This window comes from Microbacterium zouquanmingi (assembly GCF_052266695.1).
In the GTDB taxonomy this organism is placed as follows: Bacteria; Actinomycetota; Actinomycetes; order Actinomycetales; family Microbacteriaceae; genus Microbacterium.
Window position 1 is genome coordinate 127,312 of sequence record NZ_JBQPQZ010000004.1, and the last position, 23,909, is coordinate 151,220.

The 23,909-nt window shown below is 66.2% G+C and carries 17 protein-coding genes; 9 read left to right on the plus strand and 8 right to left on the minus strand.

All coding sequences use genetic code 11. The annotated features are described in order from the left end of the window. Positions 1 to 19: 19 nt before the first annotated feature. Both ACTU6U_RS10065 and ACTU6U_RS10070 read right to left on the minus strand, forming a co-directional pair. A complete protein-coding gene (locus tag ACTU6U_RS10065; RefSeq protein WP_443468981.1) occupies positions 20 to 664 on the minus strand; it encodes a response regulator in 645 nt (214 codons plus the stop codon). Beyond that, positions 657 to 1,859 carry a sensor histidine kinase gene (locus ACTU6U_RS10070; protein ID WP_443468982.1) on the minus strand — a complete coding sequence of 401 codons (1,203 nt, stop codon included), beginning with the start codon at positions 1,857 to 1,859 and terminating at the stop codon, positions 657 to 659. Before ACTU6U_RS10070 ends, ACTU6U_RS10065 begins: the two co-directional genes overlap by 8 nt. A 107-nt stretch (positions 1,860 to 1,966) precedes the next feature. On the opposite strand from ACTU6U_RS10070, the gene ACTU6U_RS10075 reads away from it, so the two are divergent. Further along, a complete protein-coding gene (locus ACTU6U_RS10075; RefSeq protein ID WP_443468983.1) occupies positions 1,967 to 2,536 on the plus strand; it encodes a hypothetical protein in 570 nt (189 codons plus the stop codon). 6 nt (positions 2,537 to 2,542) lie between these two features. Here ACTU6U_RS10075 and rsmI read toward each other — a convergent pair whose 3' ends face one another. After that, a complete protein-coding gene (gene rsmI / locus ACTU6U_RS10080; RefSeq protein WP_443468984.1) occupies positions 2,543 to 3,364 on the minus strand; it encodes a 16S rRNA (cytidine(1402)-2'-O)-methyltransferase in 822 nt (273 codons plus the stop codon). 35 nt (positions 3,365 to 3,399) lie between these two features. Here rsmI and ACTU6U_RS10085 point away from each other — a divergent pair, with 35 nt between their 5' ends. After that, positions 3,400 to 4,950: a dolichyl-phosphate-mannose--protein mannosyltransferase gene (locus ACTU6U_RS10085; RefSeq protein ID WP_443468985.1), complete on the plus strand. Its 1,551-nt coding sequence runs from the start codon at positions 3,400 to 3,402 to the stop codon at positions 4,948 to 4,950. A 93-nt stretch (positions 4,951 to 5,043) separates the two neighbouring features. Here the strand turns inward: ACTU6U_RS10085 and ACTU6U_RS10090 are convergent, their stop codons facing one another. The 3 genes from ACTU6U_RS10090 to ACTU6U_RS10100 form a co-directional block, all read right to left on the minus strand. Beyond that, positions 5,044 to 6,846 (minus strand): thioredoxin domain-containing protein, encoded by a 1,803-nt coding sequence (locus tag ACTU6U_RS10090; protein WP_443468986.1) that lies wholly within the window; start codon positions 6,844 to 6,846, stop codon positions 5,044 to 5,046. A 28-nt stretch (positions 6,847 to 6,874) separates the two neighbouring features. Next, complete coding sequence (gene msuE, locus ACTU6U_RS10095) at positions 6,875 to 7,441, minus strand: FMN reductase (protein WP_443468987.1); 567 nt, start codon at positions 7,439 to 7,441, stop codon at positions 6,875 to 6,877. A 92-nt stretch (positions 7,442 to 7,533) separates the two neighbouring features. Beyond that, positions 7,534 to 8,370: an aldo/keto reductase gene (locus tag ACTU6U_RS10100; RefSeq protein WP_443468988.1), complete on the minus strand. Its 837-nt coding sequence runs from the start codon at positions 8,368 to 8,370 to the stop codon at positions 7,534 to 7,536. Between the two features lie 24 nt (positions 8,371 to 8,394). Here ACTU6U_RS10100 and hrpA point away from each other — a divergent pair, with 24 nt between their 5' ends. From hrpA to ACTU6U_RS10135, 7 genes are all read left to right on the plus strand, one after another. Beyond that, a complete protein-coding gene (gene hrpA / locus ACTU6U_RS10105; RefSeq protein WP_443468989.1) occupies positions 8,395 to 12,288 on the plus strand; it encodes an ATP-dependent RNA helicase HrpA in 3,894 nt (1,297 codons plus the stop codon). Positions 12,289 to 12,350: 62 nt separating this feature from the next. After that, complete coding sequence (locus tag ACTU6U_RS10110; protein WP_443468990.1) at positions 12,351 to 13,295, plus strand: quinone oxidoreductase family protein; 945 nt, start codon at positions 12,351 to 12,353, stop codon at positions 13,293 to 13,295. A 31-nt stretch (positions 13,296 to 13,326) separates the two neighbouring features. Then, the gene (locus tag ACTU6U_RS10115) at positions 13,327 to 14,322 is read left to right on the plus strand and encodes a Gfo/Idh/MocA family protein (RefSeq protein ID WP_443468991.1); all 996 of its coding nucleotides are present in this window, start codon (positions 13,327 to 13,329) and stop codon (positions 14,320 to 14,322) included. After that, a complete protein-coding gene (locus ACTU6U_RS10120) occupies positions 14,315 to 15,286 on the plus strand; it encodes an NYN domain-containing protein (RefSeq protein WP_443468992.1) in 972 nt (323 codons plus the stop codon). Before ACTU6U_RS10115 ends, ACTU6U_RS10120 begins: the two co-directional genes overlap by 8 nt. A gap of 1 nt (position 15,287) precedes the next feature. Beyond that, positions 15,288 to 15,905 (plus strand): DUF4166 domain-containing protein, encoded by a 618-nt coding sequence (locus ACTU6U_RS10125; RefSeq protein ID WP_443468993.1) that lies wholly within the window; start codon positions 15,288 to 15,290, stop codon positions 15,903 to 15,905. Next, positions 15,902 to 16,864 (plus strand): epimerase, encoded by a 963-nt coding sequence (locus ACTU6U_RS10130; protein WP_443468994.1) that lies wholly within the window; start codon positions 15,902 to 15,904, stop codon positions 16,862 to 16,864. The genes ACTU6U_RS10125 and ACTU6U_RS10130 overlap by 4 nt, the downstream gene beginning before the upstream one ends. Positions 16,865 to 16,872: 8 nt before the next feature. Continuing rightward, positions 16,873 to 17,475, plus strand: coding sequence for a GNAT family N-acetyltransferase (locus ACTU6U_RS10135; RefSeq protein WP_443468995.1), 603 nt, complete (start codon positions 16,873 to 16,875; stop codon positions 17,473 to 17,475). A gap of 16 nt (positions 17,476 to 17,491) precedes the next feature. On the opposite strand, the gene ACTU6U_RS10140 is transcribed toward ACTU6U_RS10135, so the two are convergent. Beyond that, positions 17,492 to 18,082 (minus strand): hypothetical protein, encoded by a 591-nt coding sequence (locus ACTU6U_RS10140; RefSeq protein WP_443468996.1) that lies wholly within the window; start codon positions 18,080 to 18,082, stop codon positions 17,492 to 17,494. A gap of 28 nt (positions 18,083 to 18,110) precedes the next feature. Beyond that, positions 18,111 to 23,846 carry a metallophosphoesterase gene (locus ACTU6U_RS10145; RefSeq protein ID WP_443468997.1) on the minus strand — a complete coding sequence of 1,912 codons (5,736 nt, stop codon included), beginning with the start codon at positions 23,844 to 23,846 and terminating at the stop codon, positions 18,111 to 18,113. Positions 23,847 to 23,909: the final 63 nt, after the last annotated feature.

Below are 23,909 nucleotides of genomic sequence, written 5' to 3' on the forward strand. Positions count from 1 at the left end.
GGCCGGATCGACTGGGTGGCTACGTCGTATGGCGGCCGAGCTGCCCCAGCAGCACACGGCTGGATGCCCCGGTCTTGTCGTAGAGCGCGCCGACATGCGTCTTGACCGTGGTGATACCGATGTGCAGGCGGTCGGCGATCTGCTGATTCGTCAGACCATCGGAGACCAGAGCGAGCACCTCGGTCTCGCGCGGGGTGAGATCGGGAAGCGGTGCTGCGGGCGTCGGCTGCTGGTCGCTCTGCCGATTCAGCTGCGCGATGAGTCCGCCCGCGATCGCAGGATCGATGACATGACGGTCCGCGGCGACATGGTGCACGGACTGGATCAGCTCCGCGCCGCGGGTCGTCTTCAGCAAATAGCCGTGCGCGCCGGCTGCCAGCGCAGCCGCGATGAGGTCGTCGGAATCAAAGGTGGTGAGCATCAGCACTCGTGTTCGGGTCGCTGCGGTGATCCGCTCCGTCGCCCAGATACCGTCGGTCCCTGGCATCCGCAGGTCCACGAGTGCGACGTCGGGTTGCTCGCGCAGGCACAGGTCGACGGCGTCGAAGCCGTTCTCTGCCTCGCCGACGATCTCGATACCCGGGTCCACCTGCAAGATGGCCGCGACACCCCTGCGGACCGCTTCATGGTCGTCGACGATGACAACGCGGATGCCGTCAGCCATATTGCTCCTCCTTCAGGGCGAGGCCCGCTCTCCAGCATCCGTCCCCCGTCGGCGCGGATTCGACACTCGCACCGATGCCGCCCAGCAGCAGGGTCGCGCCCGAGATGCCGATGCCGGAGCGGCCGATGGCGGTGCGAGACGCCCCCGGCGAGGCGATGCGGTTCTCGATCTGCACAGTGACCGGTCCGGACTCTCCCACTCGTGTGCGCAGCACGATGTCGCCCTCGCCGTGTTTGACCGCGTTCACCACGAGTTCGTGGATGGCGCGCATCGCAACTCCGGCTGATCGCGGCGATGCGGTCAGCGCGACGTCGAGGTCGGCGCCTTCGCGCACGAGGGTGCGGCCGATGGGCACAAGGTCGTCGATGTGCTGGATGCGCAGCGGCGCGGTCTCGTCAGCGAGGTCATCGACCGTGGTGAGTACGGCGATGAGGCGGCGCAGCTGGCGGTGCGCCTCGTCGGCGCCGTGGGCTGCCTGTGTGAGGCTCTCATCTGCCTCAGCAGATATCTCAGTCATCTGTCCCAACCGCAGCCGCGCAGCTTCGATGTTGAGCCCTGCGACGGCGATCTGGTTGGCGACGAGGTCGTGCAGATCGTGGGCGATCTTCTGCCGCAGCTGCTGCGTGGCCTGCCGATGCTCCGCGCTCATCACCGCGCGGGTGCGTTGTCGTTCGCTGCGCACGTTCCAGCCCCACAGCGCACCGATCAGCACAATGAGCGCCCATTGAAGGACGACCGTGACGATGCGCACCGAGACCCCGGGCCAGAGCAGGAGGGTAAGCGCCGTCGCCGCGATCGTCACAACGATGGTCACCAGCAGGGTTCGCACGCCACGATCGCCGCCGTAACGAAAGGCGCAGTAGACGAAATCGGCGAACAGCAGCACGACCCCGAGGCTGCCGCCGAGGAAGAAGTCGACCGCAGTGAGTGGTGTGCCAAGCGCCAGGACGAGGAACGGGCGGGATGAGCGCAGGGTCGCCAGTGCCGACATGAGGATTAACAGCAGCAGAAAGCCGCTCCCTGTGCTCCACGGCCCCATCGTCGGGAGAGAGAGAAGCGCCGCCCAGATACCGTAACCGCCGAACTGCAGCAGCAGGAGGCCCAGCACCAGGTACGCGACGGCGACAATCGTGTCGCGGGTACGAGGCCGGGCATTCAGCCGATGAGTGCCCGAGGCAAGGCGCGACCACAGCATGTGTTCATCCTGCCCGATCTCCAGGCATCCGACCTCCTTCGACCGGAGGAGACGATCCCGGCCGGTCGCAGGATCCGTGCCCGCGATATCTCGATCAGCGTGGAAGCATGAACATCTTCGCCGCCATCCTCGCCTGTGAGATCGGCTTCTGGGTCGTGCTCTTCGGCGGCCTCGCCGTACGCTATCTGTTACGGATGAAACGGCTCTCCACGCTGCTGCTGCTGTGCGTGCCACTGCTCGACATCGCCCTGCTGAGCCTCATCGCGTGGGACCTCACTGTCGCAGGCGCTACCGCCGACTTCACCCACGGTCTCGGCGCCGTCTACCTCGGCTTCACCGTTGCGTTCGGGCATCGCGTCATTCACAGCGTCGACGTCTGGTTCGCGCACCGTTTCGCAAATGGTCCCGCACCGACGAAACTGCCAGCGCGCGGCCGCGCCCGAGTCCTGCACGAGTGGAAGGACTGGGGCCGAATGGTGCTGTGCGCGGTGATCGCCACCGTTGTACTCGGCGGCATCACGTGGATTGTCGCAGACCCCACGCGCACCGCCGAACTCACCAGTTGGATCTGGCGGGTGTGGCTCGTGACGGGTGTGTGGTTGATCGGCTGGCCGGTTTGGGTCAGCGTCGCTTCCCTCGTGCAGCCTGCGCGTCAGGAGGACGAGACTTTTGCATAGGAGCGGTCACTGTGAGCGCGCGGCGAGCGCCTGCTGGTAGAGGTCGCGCGAAGACAAGCCCGTCGCCGCGGCGACTTCTGCGCAGGCGTCTTTCAATCGGATGCCGGAGGCCACGAGCTGCTGCACCTGGGCGACAGCATCCTCCGCCGAAGTCTCGACCCGTGCCCCGCCCTCGACGACGACCACGATCTCGCCCTTGACTCCGGCTTCGGCCCACTTGGCCAGCTCGGGGGCTGTGCCGCGCCGAACCTCTTCGTAGAACTTGGTGAGCTCGCGGCAGACGGCGATGCGGCGGGCATCTCCGAAGGCCGCGCCCATGTCAGCGAGCGACGAGGCCAGACGCGACGGCGACTCGAAGAAGATCATGGTGCGAAGTTCGGTCGCGAGCTTTCCGAGGGTTGTGCGCCGCTCCCCCGGTTTGCGCGGCAGGAACCCTTCGAAAGTGAAGCGGTCGGTCGGCATCCCCGAGATGGCGAGCGCCATGATGACCGCACTCGGTCCGGGGATGGCGGTCACGGTGACGCCCTGTGCGACGGCTTCGGCCACCAGAGCGTACCCGGGATCGCTGACCGCCGGCATTCCGGCATCGCTGACGACGACGATGTCCTGCTCCGCTGCGAGCGCGGCCAGTTCGGCGGCCTTGTGCTTCTCGTTGTGATCGTGCAGAGCGATCAGACGCGGACGGTTCTCGATCGCGAGCGCCCGCAGCAGCCGCTGGGTGGTGCGGGTGTCCTCTGCCGCCACGATCTCCGCGTTCTCGAGCACCTCGATCAGACGCTTGGATGCGTCGCCGAGATTGCCGATCGGGGTCGCCGCGAGGATGATCACCCGTTCAGCTTAGGCGCGCGCCGTAGGCTTATGCCGTGTCCGCACCTGCACCCCTGCTCCCTGCTCCTGCGGAGCGCCTGACTGCGTGGGGCACATTGCGCGACCGCCTTCTGCTCGATCCGGAGTGGCGACGCGTCATCTCCTGGCTCGCACCGTTCGTGATCACCGCGCTCGCGGCGGTGCTGCGCCTGGCAAACCTCGCCCACCCGCACACGCTCGCCTTCGACGAGACGTACTACGTCAAAGACGCCTGGTCGCTGTGGCTGCTCGGTTACGAGGGCACCTGGGGCGATGGCGCGAACCAGGCGTTCTTGACAGGTGACACGAGCACCCTGAGCACGTCGGGCAGCTTCGTCGTGCATCCGCCGCTGGGCAAGTGGATCATTGCGCTCGGGATGGGACTCTTCGGCGCGGGGAACAGCGCGGCGTGGCGATTGATGATCGCTCTCATCGGCACGGCGACCGTGCTGCTGGTGTACTTCGTCGCGAAAGAGCTGACCCGCTCGATCGTCGCGGCGAGTGTGGCGGGGCTGCTGATCGCGATCGATGGATTGAGCATCGTCATGAGCCGGATCGGGCTGCTCGACGGCATCCTGACGTTCTTCGTCCTGCTCGGGTTCTTTTTCATCCTGATCGACCGGAGGCGTTCCATTCCACTCGTGGAATACACCGCCACCGACGACCGCGAGCTGCTGTGGGGACCGATCATCTGGCGTCGCCCGTGGGTGGTGGCGGCCGGCGTCGCGCTGGGCGCGGCGACAGCCGTGAAATGGTCGGGCCTGTATGCGCTGGCAGGTTTCGGCATCTATCTCGTCGTCACTGATGCGCTCGCTCGACGTCGTGCGGGCGTTGCGTATTGGCCGATGGATGCTGTCGCCCGCCAGGGTGTCGTCTCGTTCCTGCGGCTGGTGCCGGTGGCCGTCGTGACCTATCTGGTCACCTGGACGGGCTGGCTCGTCACTGCCGGCGGCTATGACCGCCAGTCGGATGCAAACCCGTTCGTGGCTCTGTGGAAGTACCACGAGGCGATCTACGCCTTCCACGTGGGTCTCGATTCGGGGCACCCTTATGCGAGTCCTGCGTGGGAATGGCCGCTGCTCATCCGGCCCACTGCGGTATGGGTGGGCGGTGACGACACCTGCGGCACCGATCACTGCATGTCGGTGATCTCGACTGTGCCGAATCCGCTGATCTGGTACGCCGGGGTCGCGAGCGCGATATACCTGCTGTATCGGTTCGTGCGCGGTCTCATCGAGCGCCGCCCGATGCCGTGGACTTACGGATTACCGCTCGTCGGACTCGGTGTCACCTACGTGCCGTGGCTGCTGTACCCCGAGCGCACGATCTTCCAGTTCTACACGGTCGTGATGGTGCCGTTCCTCGTTCTCGCGCTCGTTCTCGCGCTGCGCGATATCGCGGGTCGACGTCAGGATCCGCTGTACCGACGACAGGCCGGCGAGCGCACCGTGATCGTGTTCCTCTTCGTCGTGGTGCTCGTCTCGGCGTTCTACTACCCGGTGTGGACCGGCATGAGCGTGCCGTACGAGTTCTGGCTCATCCACAACTGGATCCCCACCTGGATCTGAGCGCCTGCGAACGTGCGATGCGAGATTGTTTTTGCCGGTTATGGGCGCGGATAACCGACCAAAGGTATCTACGCTGTGATCACATCGCCAGACTCAGCGCTCGCGGGTCAGCGCCGAAGCCTCCGACACCGGCAGACGGCACACGAACGCGCGGCAGTCGTAGGCGAGCTCTGCGGTGGCGGATTTTCCGGCGAACAGTTCGAAGCCGGCATCCTCGAATTCCTGGGCCTGAGCGGGCGTCACCACGGCACTCGCATCGGCGTCGACCCTGCGGCCCGCCGCCGCCAGCGCGCCATCGCGGTCGTCGGTGACGACCACGACCTGACGCGGAGGCTCCGTGAGCCCGGCCGCGACCCCGAGCAGCGAACCGTGCCCGAACGGATGCTGCAGAGCCGATGCCGTGTGCTGCCGCACCTGCTCCTCGGCGGCGGCGCGGTACCGGTCTCCCCCACCCCAGCGCCACACGGAGAGCGCAGCGAGGGCGATAGCGGATGCTCCCGACGGCAGATCCCCGTCCGTGCTGTCGGGCGCAGATTCCACGCCCTGCGCCGCCAGCACCGGGTCGGGCTGCGCGCCGCCCGACAGAGCCTCGTCCAGGATCTCTCGCCCGCGCACCGCCCATGATGCGTCGCCCGTGGCTGCGGCGAGTGCAAGCAGTCCCTCAGCGAACAACCCGAGATCAACCAGCGTCGCCACCGCCGATGAAGCGACGCCGTCGAGCGAAGAGCGCACCAGCGCCCCGTCCGAAGACCGGTTCACGCGCAGCACGAACTGCGCCGCATCCTGCGCCGCAGATACCCACGATGACTCTCCCCAGAACGCCCCGGCCCGCGCGAGCGCGGCGATCGCCAGCCCATTCCACGCCGTGATCACCTTGCCATCGACCGCTGGCGGCTCAAGATCTGCGCGCTCTGCCAACGACCGCAGGTAGTAGCCGCCCTCATTCCGCTGTCCGTCGATCACCGATTCAGAGTCCTGTGCCGCGCCGAAACCGCCGCCGTCTCGGCGCAGCACATTCAGCAGGAAGGCCACGATGCCCCTCACGGTCCGCTCATCCCCCGCGCTGAGCGCGACATCGAGCAACTGTGCGTTATCGGTCAGCATCCGCTCGTAGTGCGGCACTGTCCAGTCGCGCTGGGTGGCATACCGGAAAAACCCGCCATCCTCATCACGCAGTGCGGATGCCGCCATGGCTGTGAGCGCACGGTCGGCTGCGGCCGCAGCATCCGGTGTCTCACCGCGCACCAGCGGCTGCTGCAGATACCCGAGGGTCGTCGCCACCGGGAACTTCGGCGCGCCCCCGAAGCCGCCGAACGTCCGGTCCTCTCGCGCGGCGATCGAACCCGCAGCGGCAGCAAGCGCGGCGAGGCCCGGCAGATCCGACGGCGTGATGACAGCGGCGGCGGCAAGCGCCTCGGCGACGGCATCCGCCGATTCGACAGCCTGCTCGCGTCGCAGCGTCCATGCCTCGTGCACCGCGGTGAGTACGTCATGGAAGGCCGGCACCTGCCCCTGCGCCTGCGGCGGCCAGTAAGTCCCCGCGTAGAACGCACGCCCCTGCGGAGTCGCGAACACGGTCAGCGGCCAGCCCAGGTTCTGGGTGAATGCGGAAGCCGCGGCCATGTACGCACCGTCGACATCCGGATACTCCTCGCGGTCGACCTTGACCGCGACGAAGTTCTCGTTGATGAGTGCTGCGGTCTCGGGAGACGAGAATGACTCCCTGGCCATGACATGACACCAGTGACACGTCGAATAGCCGATCGAGATGAGCAGCGGCACCCCGCGCCCCTGGGCCTCCGCGAAAGCATCCGCTCCCCACGGCCACCAGTCGACGGGGTTGTCGGCGTGCGCCCGCAAGTACGGGCTGAGCGTGTCAGCGAGGCGATTGGTCATGACCTCACGCTACGCCGAGCCTGATGCGTCAGACCAGGAGCTCGACGGATCGCGATGCGGCATAGCCGACCAGGGGCAGCGCGCGGTCTGCGGCGAGCGCGACGCGCGCCGCCAGAACGTCGGAGTTGATCACGTATCCATCGAAGTCCGTGTTGCTCGCGTACACGCCGACGGGCAGGGTGAGCGCCTGGAAGAACGCGAACAAAGGCCGCAGCTGGTGCTCGATGATCAGCGCGTGCCGTTCTCCTCCACCCGTGGCGGCCAGGAGCACAGGCTTGCCGACGAGCGCGTACTGGCCGACGAAGTCGAACAGATGCTTGAACAGCCCGGTGAACGATGCGCGGTAAACCGGACTGCCGACGATCAAAAGGTCGGCTTCCTCGATGGCGACCAGCTGCTCCTCGATGAACGGCGGCACGTCTTCTCGCCGCAGCGCCCCCGCGAGGGACGGCCCGATCGTGGTGAGTTCGATGAGCTGAACGCTGGTCTCCGCACGTGCGGAGACAGCGTCTGCGATCGCGCGGACCAGGGCTGTCGTCTTGCTGGGCTCGTGGAGTGAGCCAGAGACGGCGACGATGCGGAAGGGAGCGGACATGATGACGACGCTAGCGACGAAGACGCCCCGCGGCACGAGAAGTGACACGGGGCGTCATCGAACGCAATGCGGCGTCTTGGACGCTCAAGAACTCAATTGAAGTCTTCGGGGTGCGTTCCCACTCGGCCCGATCCATCCTGGGGGTCAAGCGCGTCGATCGCGGCGATCTCGGCGCCGGTGAGCGTGAAGTCGAAGACATCGAGGTTCTGACGCAGACGCTCGGCATGCACCGACTTCGGGAAGACGATGTTGCCCTTCTGCAGGTGCCAGCCGATCACGATCTGTGCGGGCGTCTTCCCGTGTGCGGCTGCCGCATCGACCACGGCCGGGGTGCCGAACAGGTCGTACTTGCCCTGGCCGAGCGGACCCCACGCTTCGATGCGGATGCCGTGGTCTGCAGCCCACTCGACGACGTCGCGCTGCTGGTACGCGGGGTGCAGTTCGATCTGGTTCACCGCGGGGGTGACGCCGGTCTCGGCGACCACGCGCTCGAGGTGCGGCACGAGGAAGTTCGAGACGCCGATGCTGCGGGTGTGCCCCTGCTCGCGCAGCTCGATGAGCTTCGCGAACGCGTGGACGTAGTTGTCCTTGGCGGGTGTCGGCCAGTGCACGAGGTACAGGTCGACCTGCTCGAGGCCGAGCTTGTCGAGGCTCTCGGCGATCGCCTTGTTCGGCTCATCGCCGTCGTGACGATCGTTCCAGAGCTTGGTGGTGATGTAGAGCTCAGAGCGTTCGATGCCGCTCTTCGCGATCGCCGCCCCCACGCCCTCTTCGTTGCCGTAGATCGCGGCAGTGTCGATGTGACGATACCCCGCCTCCAGCGCCTCGCTGACGGCTTTCTCCGTCGCCTCCGGATCCACCTTGAAGACGCCGTAACCGAGCTGAGGAATGGAATGGCCGTCATTGAGTGTGGTCGCAGGAATAGTCATGCGACCAGCTTACGATGGAGGGCTATGTCTTCTCCCGTCATCTCTTATCCCCCGGAGCTGCCCGTCAGCGCAGCGCGGGAGGAGATCGCCGACGCCATCCGTGACAACCAGGTCGTCGTCATCGCTGGTGCCACCGGATCGGGCAAGACCACTCAGCTGCCCAAAATCTGCCTCGAGCTCGGGCGCACGAGCATCGCGCACACCCAGCCGCGGCGCCTCGCCGCACGCACGATCGCCGAGCGCGTCGCGGAAGAGCTGCAGGTCGAGCTCGGCGGACTCGTCGGCTACAAAGTGCGCTTCACCGATCAGGTATCGGCGCAGACCAGGATCGCGCTGATGACCGACGGCATCCTGCTGAACGAGATCCACCGCGACCGGCTCCTGCGCCGCTACGACACGATCATCATCGACGAGGCGCACGAACGCTCGCTCAACGTCGACTTCCTGCTCGGCTACCTCACCCGCATCCTGCCCGAACGCCCCGATCTCAAGGTCATCATCACCTCGGCGACGATCGATCCGGTGAGCTTCGCGAAGCACTTCGCCGGGCCTTCGACAGGCCCGGGGACCGATCCGGTGCCCGCCCCCGTCATCGAGGTGTCGGGGCGGACGTATCCGGTCGAGATCCGGTACCGAGGTCCGTCCGAAGACGAACGGGCGGATGCGGAAGACGAGGTCTCCGCGATCGTCGCAGCGCTGCGCGAGCTCGATCAGGAGGCACCCGGTGACGTGCTCGTGTTCCTCCCCGGCGAGGCGGAGATCCGGGATGCCGCGGATGCTGTCCGCGCCGCCTATCAGTCCACGAAGGCACCGGTGGAAGTGCTGCCGCTGTACGGACGGCTCTCTGCCGCCGAGCAGCACCGTGTCTTCGAGAAGAGCAAGATCGCGGGCGTCCGCCGCCGCGTCGTCCTCGCCACGAACGTCGCCGAGACCAGCCTCACCGTCCCCGGCATCAAGTACGTCGTCGACACCGGCACCGCCCGCGTCTCGCGATATAGCAACCGCTCGAAGGTGCAGCGGCTGCCGATCGAGGCGGTCTCGCAGGCATCCGCGAATCAGCGCTCAGGACGCGCAGGCCGCACCAGCGACGGCATCGCGATCCGCCTGTACTCGGAAGAAGACTTCGAGAAGAGAGCGGAGTTCACCGAACCTGAGATCCTGCGCACCTCTCTCGCCTCGGTCGTCCTACAGATGCTCTCGCTGGGCTTCGGCGACATCACCGCGTTCCCCTTCCTCACCCCGCCCGATTCGCGGGGAGTGAAAGCCGCCTTCGATCTGCTCACCGAGCTCGGGGCGGTCGATGGCACCCGTCTCACCAAGATCGGCCGTGACATTTCGCGCATGCCGATCGACCCTCGCTTTGCCCGGATGCTGCGGGAATCGCAGCGCACCGGCGTGGTCGACGAGGTGCTCGCGATCGTCTCGGGAATGACGATTCAGGATGTTCGCGAGCGCCCATCCCAGGATGCTCCGCAGGCTGTGCGGGATGCCGCAGATCGCATGCACGCGCGCTTCACCGACCCGACCAGCGACTTCCTCGCGATCCTGAACCTCTGGAATCACCTGCGCGAGCAGCAGCGCGAGCTCGGTTCCAGCGCGTTCCGGCGGCTGTGCCGGTCGGAGTACCTGAACTACGTCCGGGTGCGCGAGTGGTTCGACGTGCATCGCCAGCTGAAGTCCCTTGCGAAGACGGGCTCGCAGAAGCCGTCGGGCGCAGCCGACCCTGACGCGATCCACCGCTCGCTCCTGGCGGGCCTGCTCTCGCAGATCGGCATCCTCGACGAGCGCAATTCCCAGACGCCTCCGAAGGGCCAGGCCAAGAGCCAGAAGGATCCCAAGCGCCGGTTCGCCGAATATCGCGGTGCCCGAGGCATCCGCTTCTCGATTTTCCCTGGGTCGGGCCTGCGCAAGCAGAGCCCCCGCGCGGTGATGGCGGCAGAAGTAGTCGAGACGTCGCGCACGTTCGCCCGCACGGTCGCAGCGATCGACCCCGCGTGGGCGGAATCTCTCGCCGGTGACCTCGCCAAGCGCCAGGTCACCGAGCCGCACTGGTCCAAGGACGCCGGTGCCGCCGTCGCCTACGAGAAGGTGACTCTCTTCGGTGTCGAGATCATCGCCCGCCGGCGCATCCAGTTCGCGCGCATCGACCGCGCAGCCGCACGAGAGCTGTTCGTGCGGCACGCCCTCGTGGAGGGCGAGTGGGATCCAGGCCGGATCGACAAGCGCGTCAGCGCGTTCTGGCGCAGCAATGGCGAACTGCGCAAGCGGCTCGAGAAGCTCGAGGAGCGGGAGCGGCGACGCGACATTCTCGCCGGCGACGAAGAGATCTTCCGCTTCTACGACGACCGAATCCCTGCGGATGTCTTCGACGTGCGCTCATTCGAGAAGTGGTGGCGTGAAGCGCTCCAGAAGACGCCGAAGCTGCTCGTCATGCGCGAGAGCGACCTCATTGAGGACGAGCAGCGCGCTGATCAGAACGAGTTCCCCACCCGCTGGGCGCAGGGCGATCAGATCCTCGGTCTCGCCTATCGGTTCGAACCGGGGGCACCCGATGACGGTGTGAGCGTCGTGGTTCCGCTCGCGCTGCTCGCTCAGATCGAGGATCGCGGCTTCGACTGGCAGGTGCCAGGGCTGCGCGCAGACCTTGTCACGGCGCTGCTGCGCGCGCTGCCCAAGACCATCCGACGACACGTCGTTCCCGCCGCGGACTGGGCCGAGAAGTTCGGCGAAGAGCTCGCCGCCCAAGGTCCTGAAGGCCACGAGGGACGACCGGAGCGATCGCTGAAGGAGGCTCTCGCGCGACTCATCCAGCCGCTTGCGAATCAGCCGGTCTCCGCTGCCGACTTCGACGATGAGCGTGTGCCAGGACACCTGCGGATGAACTTCCGCGCGGTCGATGAGCGCGGTCGCGTGGCGGGCTCCGCGCGCGCCCTGGGCGAACTGCAGCACTCGCTCTCCGACCGCGCGCGGGCAAGTGTCGCCCGTTCCATCTCTCGGCCCGCCAAGACCCGGCCTGAAGCCGACGTGAGCGCAGTTGCCGCGGCATCCGCTCGCACGTCGATCGAACAGGACGGGCTCACGGACTGGACCTTCGATGATCTTCCCGCCGTCCTCGACACGAAGGTCGCCGGCGGAGTCGTGCGCGGATACCCCGCGATCATCGACCGGGGGAAGAGCGTCTCGGTGCGGCTCGAGGCGACAGCGGATGCCGCGGAGCACGCCACCCGCGACGGCATCATGCGAATGGTGCTGCTGAACGTCCCCTCCCCCGCCTCCTATGTGCAGGAGCACCTCACCTCGCAGGAGAAGCTGGCGCTCGCAGCGTCACCGTATCCTTCGGTCGCAGCTCTCATCGAGGATGCCCGTCGCGCTGTCGTGACCGCGGCGCTGCCTGCTCACGCTGTCCGTAACAAGGCCGAATACGAGCAGGTCCGAAACGCCGTGAGCGCGACGCTCGTCGAAGAGCTCTTTCAGACCGTCTCTCTGATCGCGCGCATCCTGACGAAGTCTCGTGAGGTCGAACGCGGCATCAAGTCGCAGAATTCTCTCGCCCTGCTCGGACCGTTGAACGATGTGCGATCCCAGCTCAGCGCTCTTCTGCATCCGGGTTTCATCTCTGCCGCGGGCACGGCGCGTCTCGTGCACTTCCCCCGGTACCTGGACGGGATGCTCGACCGCCTGAAGACCCTCGCGAACGCGCCGGGCAAGGACCGCACTCGGATGACGGAGTACGAACGCGCCGCGCAGTCGTTCGCGGATGCGGGCGGCACGACGCCGCTCTCCGCGGATGCAACACCGGAGCTGGTCGAGACGCGCTGGCTGCTGGAGGAGTTCCGCGTGAGCATTTTCGCGCAGCGCCTCGGCACCGCACAGCCGGTATCACCGCAACGAATCGCGAAGGCTCTGAAGGGCGGCTGAGCCTGCGGACCCTGAGCCCGTCGAAATCGGTCCCTGAGCCTGTCGAAGGGTAGCCTGGCGGCATGGCTCGTGCGATCGTCTACACCGAATTCGGCTCACCTGATGTCCTGCATCTGATCGACATCCCCACCCCCGTCGCAGCTCCCGGGGAGGTCGTCGTCCGCATCGAGGCCGCTGGCGTCAACCCGCTCGATGCGAAGCGGCGCAGCGGCAAGCGGCCGTCCGCACCGATCGTCGAGCCTCGCCGCGTCGGCTTCGACGGTGCCGGAGTCATCGAATCACTCGGAGAGGGCGTGACGGAGTTCGCGGTCGGCGATCGCGTCGCCATCGGCAACGCCCTCGGCACGTACGCCACCCACCTCGCTGTGGCCACGGAGAACCTCGACAAGCTGACCGATGCCGTCACCGCGGCTGAGGCTGCGGGTTTGTCGATCCCGATCGGGACGGCATACCAGTGCGTCCGCTCGCTCGACGTGGCCGAGAACGACATCTTCCTCGTGCACGCGGGGTCTGGTGCTGTCGGACAGGCGGCGATCCAGTTCGCGGTCGCCCGCGGCGCGAAGGTCATCGCCACCGCGAGCCCCGCCCGCCACGAACAGCTCCGTGAGATCGGAGCGATCCCGGTCGCCTACGGTGAGGGACTCGCTGATCGCGTCCGCGAAGCGGCAGCAAGCGAGGTCACCGTCGCGCTCGACTGCGCCGGCACCGATGAGGCCATCGAGACCTCGATCGAACTAGTCGCTGACCGCGGTCGCATCGCGACGATCGTGCGCGGTCCGGATGCTGCGGACTACGGCATCCGCGCATTCAGCGGCGGCTCCCCCGAGCCCCTCACCGAGCAGGAACTCGCCTGGCGCGCAGAAGCCGTCGCAGTGGCGATCGATCTCATCTCGAGCGGCGACTTCCAGGTCGAGCTGGGGGCGGAGCTCCCCCTGAGCGAAGCCGCCGAAGCTCATCGGCTGATCGAGGCGCACCAGGCGCACGGCAAGATTACGCTCGTGCCGTAGGCGCCTCTCATCTCTGCTCTACGCTGAGAGCATGACCGGTCTTCGTTGGGGAATCCTCGCCACAGGTGGCATCGCCCACGCTTTCACTTCGGATCTGCGCACTGCGGGTCTCGATGTCGTCGCGGTGGGCTCGCGCTCTCAGCAGTCCGCTGATGCTTTCGCCGCCGAATTCGACATCCCCCACGCGCACGACTCGTACGAGGCGCTGGTCACCGACCCCGACGTCGACATCATCTACGTCTCCACGCCGCACCCCATGCACAAGGACGGCGCCAAGCTCGCGCTCGAGAACGGCAAGCACGTGCTCGTCGAGAAGCCGTTCACGGTCAATCGGGCCGAGGCCGAAGAGCTGCAGCGGATCGCTGCCGAGCGCGGATTGCTGGCGATGGAGGCCATGTGGTCACGGTACCTGCCGCACATGGTGCGCATCCGCGAGATCATCGCAAGCGGGGCGCTCGGCGAGATCCGCGCGGTGATGGCCGACCACACGCAGAAGATCACCGACGACCCTGAGCACCGGTTGAACAGCCTCGCCCTCGGCGGCGGCGCACTGCTCGACTTGGGCATCTACCCCGTCTCGTTCATCTGGGACATTCTGGGCAGGCCAGAGACCATCCAGGCCACCGCGCGTCTGGCCGACACAGGCGCCGATGCCGAGGTCGCAACGATCATGACTCACGCCGGCGGCGCCGTCTCGACGAGTCTGTCGTCATCGCGAGCAGCCGGCCCGAATACCGCGGCGATCATCGGCACCGAAGGGCGCATCGAGATCGATCACGTCTGGTACACCCCCACGACATTCCGGGTCATCGCCTCGAACGGCGAGGTCCGGGAGACCTACGAATCACAGGTCGATGGCCGCGGGATGCAGTTCCAGGCGATCGCCGCCGAGCGTCTCGTGAGCGCCGAGCTGCTGGAGGGCGACATCCTGCCGCTGTCCGAGACGGTGGCGATCATGGGAACGCTCGATGAGATCCGGGCGCAGATCGGCGTCCGATACCCGAACGAGGAGCCCATCAATGGCTGAGAGTGCGGACGCCCGCGTCGCGGTGTACCTGGACTTCGACAACATCGTCATCTCCTGGTACGACCGCGTGCACGGCCGAAACGCTTACGGCAAGGACCGGCAGCGCATCGCCGAGAATCCCACTGACCCCGAGGTCGCCGAGCGACTGAAGGACGCCATGATCGAGGTCGGGGCGATCATCGATTACGCGGCCTCCTTCGGCACTCTGGTGCTCACCCGCGCTTATGCGGACTGGTCCTCCCCCGTGAATGCCGTGTACCGCTCGCAGCTGGTGGCGCGTGCTGTCGATCTCGTACAGCTCTTCCCTGCTGCGGCCTACGCGAAGAACGGCGCTGACATCCGTCTCGCCGTGGATGCTGTGGAAGACATGTTCCGTCTGCCGGATCTCACCCACGTGGTGATCGTCGCCGGCGACAGCGACTACGTGCCGCTCGCTCAGCGCTGCAAGCGCCTCGGACGCTACGTCATCGGTGTGGGTGTCGCAGGATCGACGGCGAAGTCCTTGGCAGCGGCATGCGACGAGTTCGGATCGTATGACTCGCTGCCTGGGGTATCGCGTCCGGTGCCGAAGAAGACGGTGCCCGCACCTGCTGCCGAGCCCGAAGCCGAGGTCGAGGTCGAGGTCGAAGCCGAGGCCCCCGCGAAGGCGAAGTCGACCAGCCGCACGCGTGCGAAGAAGACGCCGAAGCCGGCAGAGGTCGAGCCTGAGTCGCCGCAGCTCACTGAGCAGGACGAAGCCACCGCCCTGCTCGAGCGTGCGCTTCGCCTTGGGCACGACAAGTCAGATGCCGACGACTGGCTGCACAGCTCAGCAGTGAAGACGCACATGCGACGGATGGACCCGTCGTTCAGCGAGAAGGCACTCGGCTACCGGTCGTTCTCCGACTTCTTGAAGTCCCGCGATCAGATCGCCGAGCTCGAAGAGACCGGACACGAACGACTCGTTCGCCTGCGCGACCGCTGAAATGCGTCACATATCGCGCTCTCCCTACGAGCAGGTTCTCGGCGATCGGCTGCACGATCTGCACCCGAAGCTGCAGCAGTACTTCTCCACGATTCCTGAAGGTCGCCTCGGGGTCGGCGAGGGGATCTTCCGCAGCGTCGGCACGCCCCGTCGCTGGCTGTGGCCGCTGCTGCGGCCTCTTCATCGGCGCGGCGTCGTCTACGCGGGCTGGCAGCTGCACGTTCCGTTCCGGGTCACGAACGAATTGATCGCCGGGCGCATGGTCAGCGATCGCGAGTTCCTGCTTCCTGGCCAGCCGTGGACGATGCGCGACGCCGTCGCGCATCGTCCACACGGCCGTCTCGTCGACGAGCTCGGCGATCCAGCTGTCGTTGCAGCGAGCTTCGAAGTCGCCGTCGACGACGGTGCGCTGTCGATGGTCAGTCACACCGTCGGCATCCGATGGGGTCGATTGCAGATCCGCATCCCCCGGCTGATCGCACCTGCCGTCCGACTCACCGAGCGCTTCGACGATGAAAGCGAACGCCAGCAGGTCTCCGTCACGATCGACATGCCGCTGATCGGGCGCCTGTACGAGTATTCCGGTGACTTCACCTATCGCATCGTGGAGGCCGCGTGAGCGCGAATGAAGGTCGGGTCGTCATCGGCGGATCCTCGGGATTCATGGGACGGCGACTGCAGGAGAAGTATCGTGCCGAAGGGCGCGAGGTCACAACGATCTCCCGCTCCGGCGCGGATCTGTCCTGGAGCGATCACAGCGGCATCGACCAGGCAATCGACGGCGCAGCCCTCGTCATCGGCCTTGCAGGCAAGAGCGTCAATTGCCGCTACACGCCCGAGAATCGGGACGAGATCTTCAGCTCTCGACTGCAGACCACGGCAGCGCTGAGCCACGCGATCCAGGCAGCGGCTGCCCCTCCCGCGCTCTGGGTGAACTCATCGACGGCGACGATCTATCGGCACGCTGAGGACCGACCCATGACGGAATCCTCGGGTGAGATCGGCACGGGCTTCTCCGTCGAGGTCGCAAGGGCTTGGGAGAAGGCGATGTTCGCCGATGACCTGCCGCACACGCGCAGAGTCGCCCTTCGCAGCACGATTGTTCTCGGCCACGGTGGTGTGCTCGGTCCGCTGAAGAACCTCGCGCGAATCGGCCTCGGCGGCGCGCAGCACGACGGCTGGTGGCCCGTGAGTCGCGCACGCAAGGCCGCAGGAACCGCGCACCTCCCGGGCGCGAAGCACGGCAGACAACGCTTCAGCTGGGTGCATATCGACGACGTCACCCGCATCATCGACTTCCTCGAGCAGCATCCTGAACTCGACGGTGCCGTCAATGCGGCAGCCCCGAACCCGGTGGACAACACGACGTTCATGGCGACCGTGCGTCGCGTGCTCGGCGTGCGCTTCGGCCCGCCGATGCCGCGATGGATGCTGGAGCTCGGCGCCATCGGCATCCGCACCGAAACCGAGCTGATCCTCAAAAGCCGGTGGGTGCTGCCCGAGAAGCTTGTGGCGGCGGGTTTCGAGTTCGAGTATCCGACGCTGGAGGGTGCAGTCCGGGAATCATTCGCTGATTGAATAGTCGGGTGCCTTTTCTCGCGCCTCCGACTCCCCTGACTCTCACCGGCGACCTGGTCGAATTGCGCCCTCTCGCGCGTGAGCACCGTGACGGGCTCGTCGAAGCGGTGACCGAGGGTGACCTCTGGAAAACGGCCTGGTACACCTCTGTCCCCGCGCCGGATGGTGTCGCCGCAGAAATCGACCGCCGACTTGCGCTGATCGAAACGGGCGAGATGGTGCCGTTCACGGCATTCGATGCTTCCGGTCGCGCGATCGGGATGACCTCGTTCTACGACTTCGATGAGTCGGTACCGCGACTGCACATCGGCTACACGTGGAATCGTCCGTCCGCGCACGGCAGCGGTACGAACGCCGAGTCGAAGCTGCTGCTCATGACCCATGCGTTCGAGACCCTCGGCGTGTACCGGGTCGGGCTCACCACACAGTGGGTGAACTTCCAGTCGCGCACGGCGATCGAGCGTCTCGGAGCCAAACAGGACGGCGTCATGCGCGCGATCTCCCGCTATCGCAACGGAGCCCTGCGCGACAGCGTGGAGTACTCGATCATCGAGCCGGAGTGGCCGGCTGTGAAGGCGAACCTCGAAATGCGCCTCACGAAGAGGCGCTGAGGTCACCGCGCCGGCGTCACGCGTGCGTGCGACGCCGACGGGCCAATGCCGTACCGGCGGCGATCAGGCCACCGGCAGCGAGAAGACCTGCCGGAAGGACCCATTCGGCAAGACCCGTCGTGGCCAGATCGCCGTCTGCAGCGGGGGCGTTCTTGCCGCCCTGGTCCGAGCCCGTGCCCGTACCCGTACCATTGTCGCCCGTACCGCCGCCGTCACCGCCGCCATTGCTGCCATCGTCAGGGACGCTGCCGTCCAGCATCGCGACATAGCGTTCGCCACCATCGACTGTGCTGGCGAGCCAGTAGTCCAGCCCCTCCGGGAGCACCGCACGGAAGGAAGCGACACCCGAAGCATCGGTGGGCACTTCGGCGACGTAAGCGATGTTGGCTTCAGTCGGGGCATCCGGATCTGCGTTTGCGTCCAGCACGAGCACTGTCGCGGTCCGCTCCGCTGCCCCGGTTCCGAAATCGATCTGTACATCGGCAACACCGTCTGCCGTCGTGGCATCATGCTCAGCGGCACTCGCCATCAGAGGCGTGCCTACCGCCACCGCAATGCCGAGCACGATCGCACCGCACGTGTGTGACACCGTCTTGTTCATCTTCATGTTTCTGCTCTCTTCGCTTATGCGGCGGTTATCGGGCGTTGACCAGCACGGGGCGAGATGCTGTGGCATCCCACGCCCAGACGCTTGCGAAGTCCCACCCGATTGCCTCATACGTGCTCTGCTGGTGTGCGGCATCCGCAGAGATCGTCTCTCCGTTGCGCGTCTGGCGCCCCTGATCGGTGACCGTCTGCCCGGTAATGACGATCGAATCGACCGCAAGGTTGTCCACGAACGTCGCGTGCTCGGTGCCGAGCTCGCGCGCCGCGATCCGTCCCGCGTGCGAGGACGCGGTGATCGCGCTGTTCAGCGCAACGGACTGCACCACCGTCGTCGTCGCGTAGGAGTACCCCACGACACCGCCAGCATTCTGATTCGCGATGACTTCGACGGCTCCCGCCGCGTACACGCGCTGCGTGAGGCTGCCGCGTCCGGCGATACCTGCCACGCCGCCGGCCTGACGACCCGCGTTCGCCGTGACGTCAGCATCCGAAGAGGAATCGCTGATCGTGCCGTAGAGATAGCCCACGATGCCGCCGACGGTGGCGGCGCCGCTGATCGATCCGCTGGTGCGGACCTCTGCGACGGCGGCGCCGGCTGCCAGACGATCCACCAGCAGTCCGACCTCGGATGCAGTCGACACGACCTCAGCATCCACCAGCGCGAGCTTGCGCACTGTGCCGGTCACCTCTGCGAACAGTCCGCCCGTCTCCGAGCGATAGCCGGTGACCGTGTGTCCATCACCGTCGAACGTCCCAGAGAACACCGGTGCGATGCGTGCGTCGGTACCTGTGAGATCGACGTCGGCGATCAGTCGATAGCTTTCCGCGGGGTATGTTCCGATCTCGGCGAAGTCCGCCGCATCGTCAACGAGGAACACACCATCTTCGTCAGTGTCGAGGTTCGGCCCGACTTCAGGCGTCTCCTCATCATCCTCGTCGAGTCCACGCGACTCCCCGACGCCGCTGAGAAGCGGGCGCGCGTTGGCGCTGCCCCACTGCCAGATGTTCGCGTCGAAGCCGAGTGTGTCGAGATAGAACCCGAAGCTTGCCAGCTGCTCCGCTGTCGCGGTTCCGCCATGCAGGTTCGTCGTCGAGGGAGCTGCCGTGTCGGTCGGAGTCTCAGCGGTCGTGTCGACAGAGGCCCAGTTGTTCTCGAGCGTTGCGGTATTGCCCGCCAGCACCCGCCCGAGGAACCGGTGCGCCCACGACGGAGCCGTGACGGTCTGCGCCAGCGAAACGCTGTTGCGGATCACCGTGCCGGTGTAGGCATAGCCGAAGACACCGCCCGTGTTGCGGGCGTCGGCAGCGACGGTTCCCGTGGCGTAGACCCGCTCACTGAGCGATCCGGCAAGTGCCACACCGACAGCACCGCCCACCTCGGTGCTCGATCCGTGAACTGACGCGGTCGTGTAGGCATCGCGAAACTCACCACTGGAGTCGCCGAGGATGCCGCCGACGCGGTTCAGCCCGCTGATCTCCCCCGTCGTGTACACCCGCTCGATGAGACCAGTGCTGACGTTCGCGAGAATTCCCGCGCGCGCCACGGTGCTGCTGACCTTCGCGCCTTCGATGCCGAGATCGTGGATGTGCCCACCGTTGAGGTTGAACAGTCCGCCGGTTTCGGACTGCAGCCCCGAGATGGCGTGACCTGCGCCATCGAGCTCACCAGAGAACGGCACCAGGGAGGCAAGGGACGTGAATGCGGCATCGGCGAGCGCGATGTCCGACGTGAGCACGAAGCGCTCGGTCGGGAACTCATCGATCAGTCGCAGATCCTCGGCTGTGGCGATCTCGAAGAATCCTTCTTCGTTGGTCGGCAGTTCGGGGGTGGGCTTACTGTACTCCTCGGGATTGGAGCGCAGCACGGGGCGTTCGGCATCCGCGTTCCATGCCCAGACGCCGTCAAGGTCCCATCCGAGCGTCGTGGCGAAGTGCTCCACCGTCCTTGCTGTGGAAGCCGGCACCCGGGCTCCCTTGAGATTGTCGGCAGCCGGTGCATCAGCCAAGGACTCCGCCGAAACGAATGTCTCATCCGAGGCGTGGTTGTTCTCGAGCGTCGCCTGCTGGCTGGAAAGCACTCGCCCAAGGACCGCATGGGCGTAGCTCGGTGCGGTGACAGCGATGTTGAGAGACATCGCGTTGCGGATCGCGGTCTCGTTGTAGCCGTAGCCGACGATGCCGCCGGTGTTGCGGGTATCGGCAGCCACGGCGCCGGAGGCGTAGACGTTCTCGGTGACCGAGCCGCCCAGCGCCACTCCGATGAGGCCACCGGACTCGGTGCCCGAAACCTGGACGCGCGCGGTCGAGTAGCTGTCCTTGATCGTTCCTGCAGAATCGCCGACCAGACCGCCAGCGCGAGCGGGAGCAGAAATCGAGCCGCTGGTCCAACTGCGTTCGATCGTGCCGTTGTTGACGTCAGCGAGGATGCCGGCGGTGCCGATCACCGCAGTGATGTCTGCCTCCACGACGGCGAGGTCGTGAATGGTCCCCTCGTTCGTCTGGAACAGTCCTGAGCCGCTGGACGGCTCGGCCGCAAAACCGCTGACCGTGTGCCCGCGCCCGTCGAAGACGCCTGCGAACGGCGTCGCCCCCGCGCCGACCTGGGTGCGCTCTGCGCCGTCGAGTGCGACGTCGTTCATCAGCGCGTAGTGAGCGTCCGGTGCCTGCACGATCTTCTCGATGTCAGCCCAGGTGCGCAGTTCGTACGGACTTTCGGCCGTCCCCTCCCCTGGCATTCCCTCGCGGACCAGGATCGCGGGTGTCAGCGGCTGGCCGCTGGCCAGGCCATCCCAGGCGAACAAGCGGATCGTGCTGTCGGATCGCACTGGCAACGGCGATTCGAAGGTCACGAGCTGTTCGATCCCGCGGTGGTCGAGCTCTGCCGTCACGGTTCGAACATCGAGGAGCTGCTCGCCGCTGAGGTCGTAGGCGGCAGCCACGAGCGTCGTGTCGTTCGGTGCACCGTCGGTGCTGAGCACGCCGATCCGGCTGAGTTCCCCGTCGACGACGTCGTGGGATGTGACGCGGAACATGCTCTCGGGCTTGTCCACCGCGAACTCGTCGACCAGCTCGCCGTCGATCGTGTAGACGCGCGCCTGAAGCTCGCCGTCTGCGGCTTCGAGCACAAGACCGGTCTGCGTGTCGACGTCGAAGACCTTGTCGTCCCACCACTGGACCTGGTTGTCGTAGAACTTCGGTCCGCTCGAGCCCATCGTGATGAAGGTGGTGCCGAGGTCTCGCTGTGAGTCGTCCGTGACGAGTGCGCCGTCGAGGATTGTGCCGCGTTTGTAGACGTGGTCGTGACCGCCTATGTAGAGGCCGACCCCGAGCTGGTCCAGGGTCTGGGTGACCTTGGCGCGAGCGATCGACATTCCGGCATCGCTGCTGTGCCGTCCCCCGTAGTACGGGAAGTGGCCCATCACAACGTGCCACTCGGCGTCGTTGGAGCGCACGTCCTCTTCGAGCCAGGCCAGCTGGGTATCGAGGTCATAGTTCGAGTTGAGCACCGAGAAGTGGATGCTGCCTCGATCGAACGAGTAGTTGCTCTCGCCGACCGCGCTGCCGTTCTTGGGCAGATCGTACATCGAGGTGAAGATGCGGTTGCGCTCAGAGGAAAGCGCCATGCCCACTTCGCGGTCGCCGTATGTCTCGTGGTTTCCGACCATGGTCGCGAACTGCAGGTCGAGGTCGCGCAGAGAGTAGTCGAAGGTTCCCTGCCACAGGCTGGCGTTGCCGGCATTGTCTACAAGGTCGCCGACCTGGATGACGGTCTCCCCGCCCGCACGCTGCTCACGCAACTGATCGAGCATCCGTGCAGGCAGTTCGAAGTCCGACTTCTCGCCGCTACCGACCTGAACATCGCCGAGCACGTAGACCGGCGCATCCTCTGCGCCGCCGGCGACGAACTCTCCGCGCACGTCCGTCCACGGACCGCCCTCTCCGACGCCGAAGCGGTACTCGTACCTGGTTCCCTGCTGCAGCTCGGTCAGATCGAACTCGTGACTGCGCAGCGCGTGGGCGGTGATGCTGTCGAGATAGGTCTCTGCCTCAGTGGCGATGGAGTCCAGCTCGAACACGCGGTCATTCGACGAGGCGATGGTCTTCGATCCCAGATCGAGGAAGGAGCCCACCGGCGTGATCTTCGCCCAGGCGTTCTCGATGCCGACGTCGGTCGCGACGCTCAGGCCGGCTTCTCCCGGCTCTGCACCGACCGTGGCGACCGCACCGAGGTGTCGGAAGACTTGCTCAGGATCGAGGTCGGTGTCGCGCACCTGGATGCGGTGCACCTTCGCCGATGTGCTGCCGTCGCCGTCGGTCGCCTTGATCACGATGAAGTGGTCGTCGTAGCCCTCGATGGCGAACTCGCCGTCGGTGACCGGCAGCAGGTGTTCTGAGTTGTAGACCTCCACCGTCGTGGTCGGCGTCTTTCCGCTGTCGTCGACTGCCGAGAAGCGGGGAATCTCCACGCGCTCCCCCTCCGCAACGAGCTCTGGAGCGTTCGTGTCGATGGTGATCTCGGGCGCGTAATTCGCCCCGCGCACTGTGTCGCCGATCCAGATCGGCGCGGAGACGAGCTGAGCGCCATCTGCCTGCGTCGCCTTCACGAAGTAGTAGTCGCCGTCGGCGACATCGAGGGTGACGGCGAGGTCCTGCACGTTGCCGGACAGCGCACCGAAGTCGTGCGCGACCCGGCCGGCATTGCTGATGATCTGGATGCTGGTGAACGAGTCGGCAGCATCCGGATCTGCCGCCTGCACGACGACGTCCAATTCGTCTGTGTCGTCCGACAGGACAGCGCCCATCATCTGGTCGTTTCCGCTGAAGGCGAGGATCGCGTTCTCGTCGAGGGTCGAGTACATGCTGCGCTCGCGCATGGCGCGGTGCACAGCATCGAGGGATTTCTCGTCGGCCCACACCCCGGTCAGCGCGGGGTTGCCTGCCACCCAATTGGCACCGTGCTCGTCGCCGTTGAACACCGGAGCGAGGTGCCAACCGCTGTCGAGGGCTAGCTGCCACTGCCCGTCGTAGGACGCTCCCTTGTGCTCGAAGAGCGACATGCGCTCATCTGCTTCACGAGTGAGGTGGGTGAAGTTGTCGAAGTTGCCCTTGCCGTTCGGCGAGGGGTGGTTGAACTGCCCGATCACCTCGGGATCCAAGGCGAGGCGTGCGTAGAACGTCGGAAGGTCGTACATGAAGTCGCCGACAGGGAAGGCTCCGCCGAGGCCGTCTCCTGACCCCCGCACATAGCCCGGAGCGGTGACGAACCACTCTGCGTTGAAGAGGTTGATGTGGCCTGTGGCGTCGTACCAGGTGACTTCTTCCCCCGGGACGGCGATGAGCTTGCCGTCTCCGGATTCGTTGTGCCGCTCGGCACCGCTCTTGAGGTACTTCCACTCGTCGGAGTGCGCGTGCTCGTGGTGCTCGATCCAGTCATCCGCCGAGCGAACGTCCATCGTGACGTCGTGCTCGCTGGCCGAGAAGAAGTCCACATCTGTGTTCTCTGCCACGAAGGTGTACGCGTCCTCGGGCAGCTCGACACCGTCGCTGATCGAGGTGTGCGAGTGGAACTCTCCGGTGTAGTGCGTCTTGTTCAGGAAGGTGGGATGCGCATCCGTGCCATCGATCGCAGGAGCGGCAGCCTGCGCTCCTGCGGCAGGCAGCAGCGCAGCGACGACGCCGAGAGCGACCGCACCGGCGATACCGGGGCGCAGCCTTCCGAGAAGACCACGAGTCAGGACAGCAGACGAAGAGGTAGGAGCACGCACTCGCTCGACGTTAGGGGCGACCGACGAACGTGAGCCAGCGCCGACACGAACAAAAGGTGAACG

What these genes read in the sequence shown, in the direction of transcription:
- ACTU6U_RS10115 (WP_443468991.1), top strand. Translation starts at nt 13,327, where the DNA reads ATGACCGGTCTTCGTTGGGGAATCCTCGCCACAGGTGGCATCGCCCAC.
- ACTU6U_RS10125 (WP_443468993.1), top strand. Translation starts at nt 15,288, where the DNA reads ATGCGTCACATATCGCGCTCTCCCTACGAGCAGGTTCTCGGCGATCGG.
- msuE (WP_443468987.1), bottom strand. Translation starts at nt 7,441, where the DNA reads ATGTCCGCTCCCTTCCGCATCGTCGCCGTCTCTGGCTCACTCCACGAG.
- ACTU6U_RS10070 (WP_443468982.1), bottom strand. Translation starts at nt 1,859, where the DNA reads ATGCTGTGGTCGCGCCTTGCCTCGGGCACTCATCGGCTGAATGCCCGG.
- hrpA (WP_443468989.1), top strand. Translation starts at nt 8,395, where the DNA reads ATGTCTTCTCCCGTCATCTCTTATCCCCCGGAGCTGCCCGTCAGCGCA.
- ACTU6U_RS10100 (WP_443468988.1), bottom strand. Translation starts at nt 8,370, where the DNA reads ATGACTATTCCTGCGACCACACTCAATGACGGCCATTCCATTCCTCAG.
- ACTU6U_RS10075 (WP_443468983.1), top strand. Translation starts at nt 1,967, where the DNA reads ATGAACATCTTCGCCGCCATCCTCGCCTGTGAGATCGGCTTCTGGGTC.
- ACTU6U_RS10065 (WP_443468981.1), bottom strand. Translation starts at nt 664, where the DNA reads ATGGCTGACGGCATCCGCGTTGTCATCGTCGACGACCATGAAGCGGTC.
- ACTU6U_RS10120 (WP_443468992.1), top strand. Translation starts at nt 14,315, where the DNA reads ATGGCTGAGAGTGCGGACGCCCGCGTCGCGGTGTACCTGGACTTCGAC.
- ACTU6U_RS10140 (WP_443468996.1), bottom strand. Translation starts at nt 18,082, where the DNA reads ATGAAGATGAACAAGACGGTGTCACACACGTGCGGTGCGATCGTGCTC.
- ACTU6U_RS10090 (WP_443468986.1), bottom strand. Translation starts at nt 6,846, where the DNA reads ATGACCAATCGCCTCGCTGACACGCTCAGCCCGTACTTGCGGGCGCAC.
- ACTU6U_RS10110 (WP_443468990.1), top strand. Translation starts at nt 12,351, where the DNA reads ATGGCTCGTGCGATCGTCTACACCGAATTCGGCTCACCTGATGTCCTG.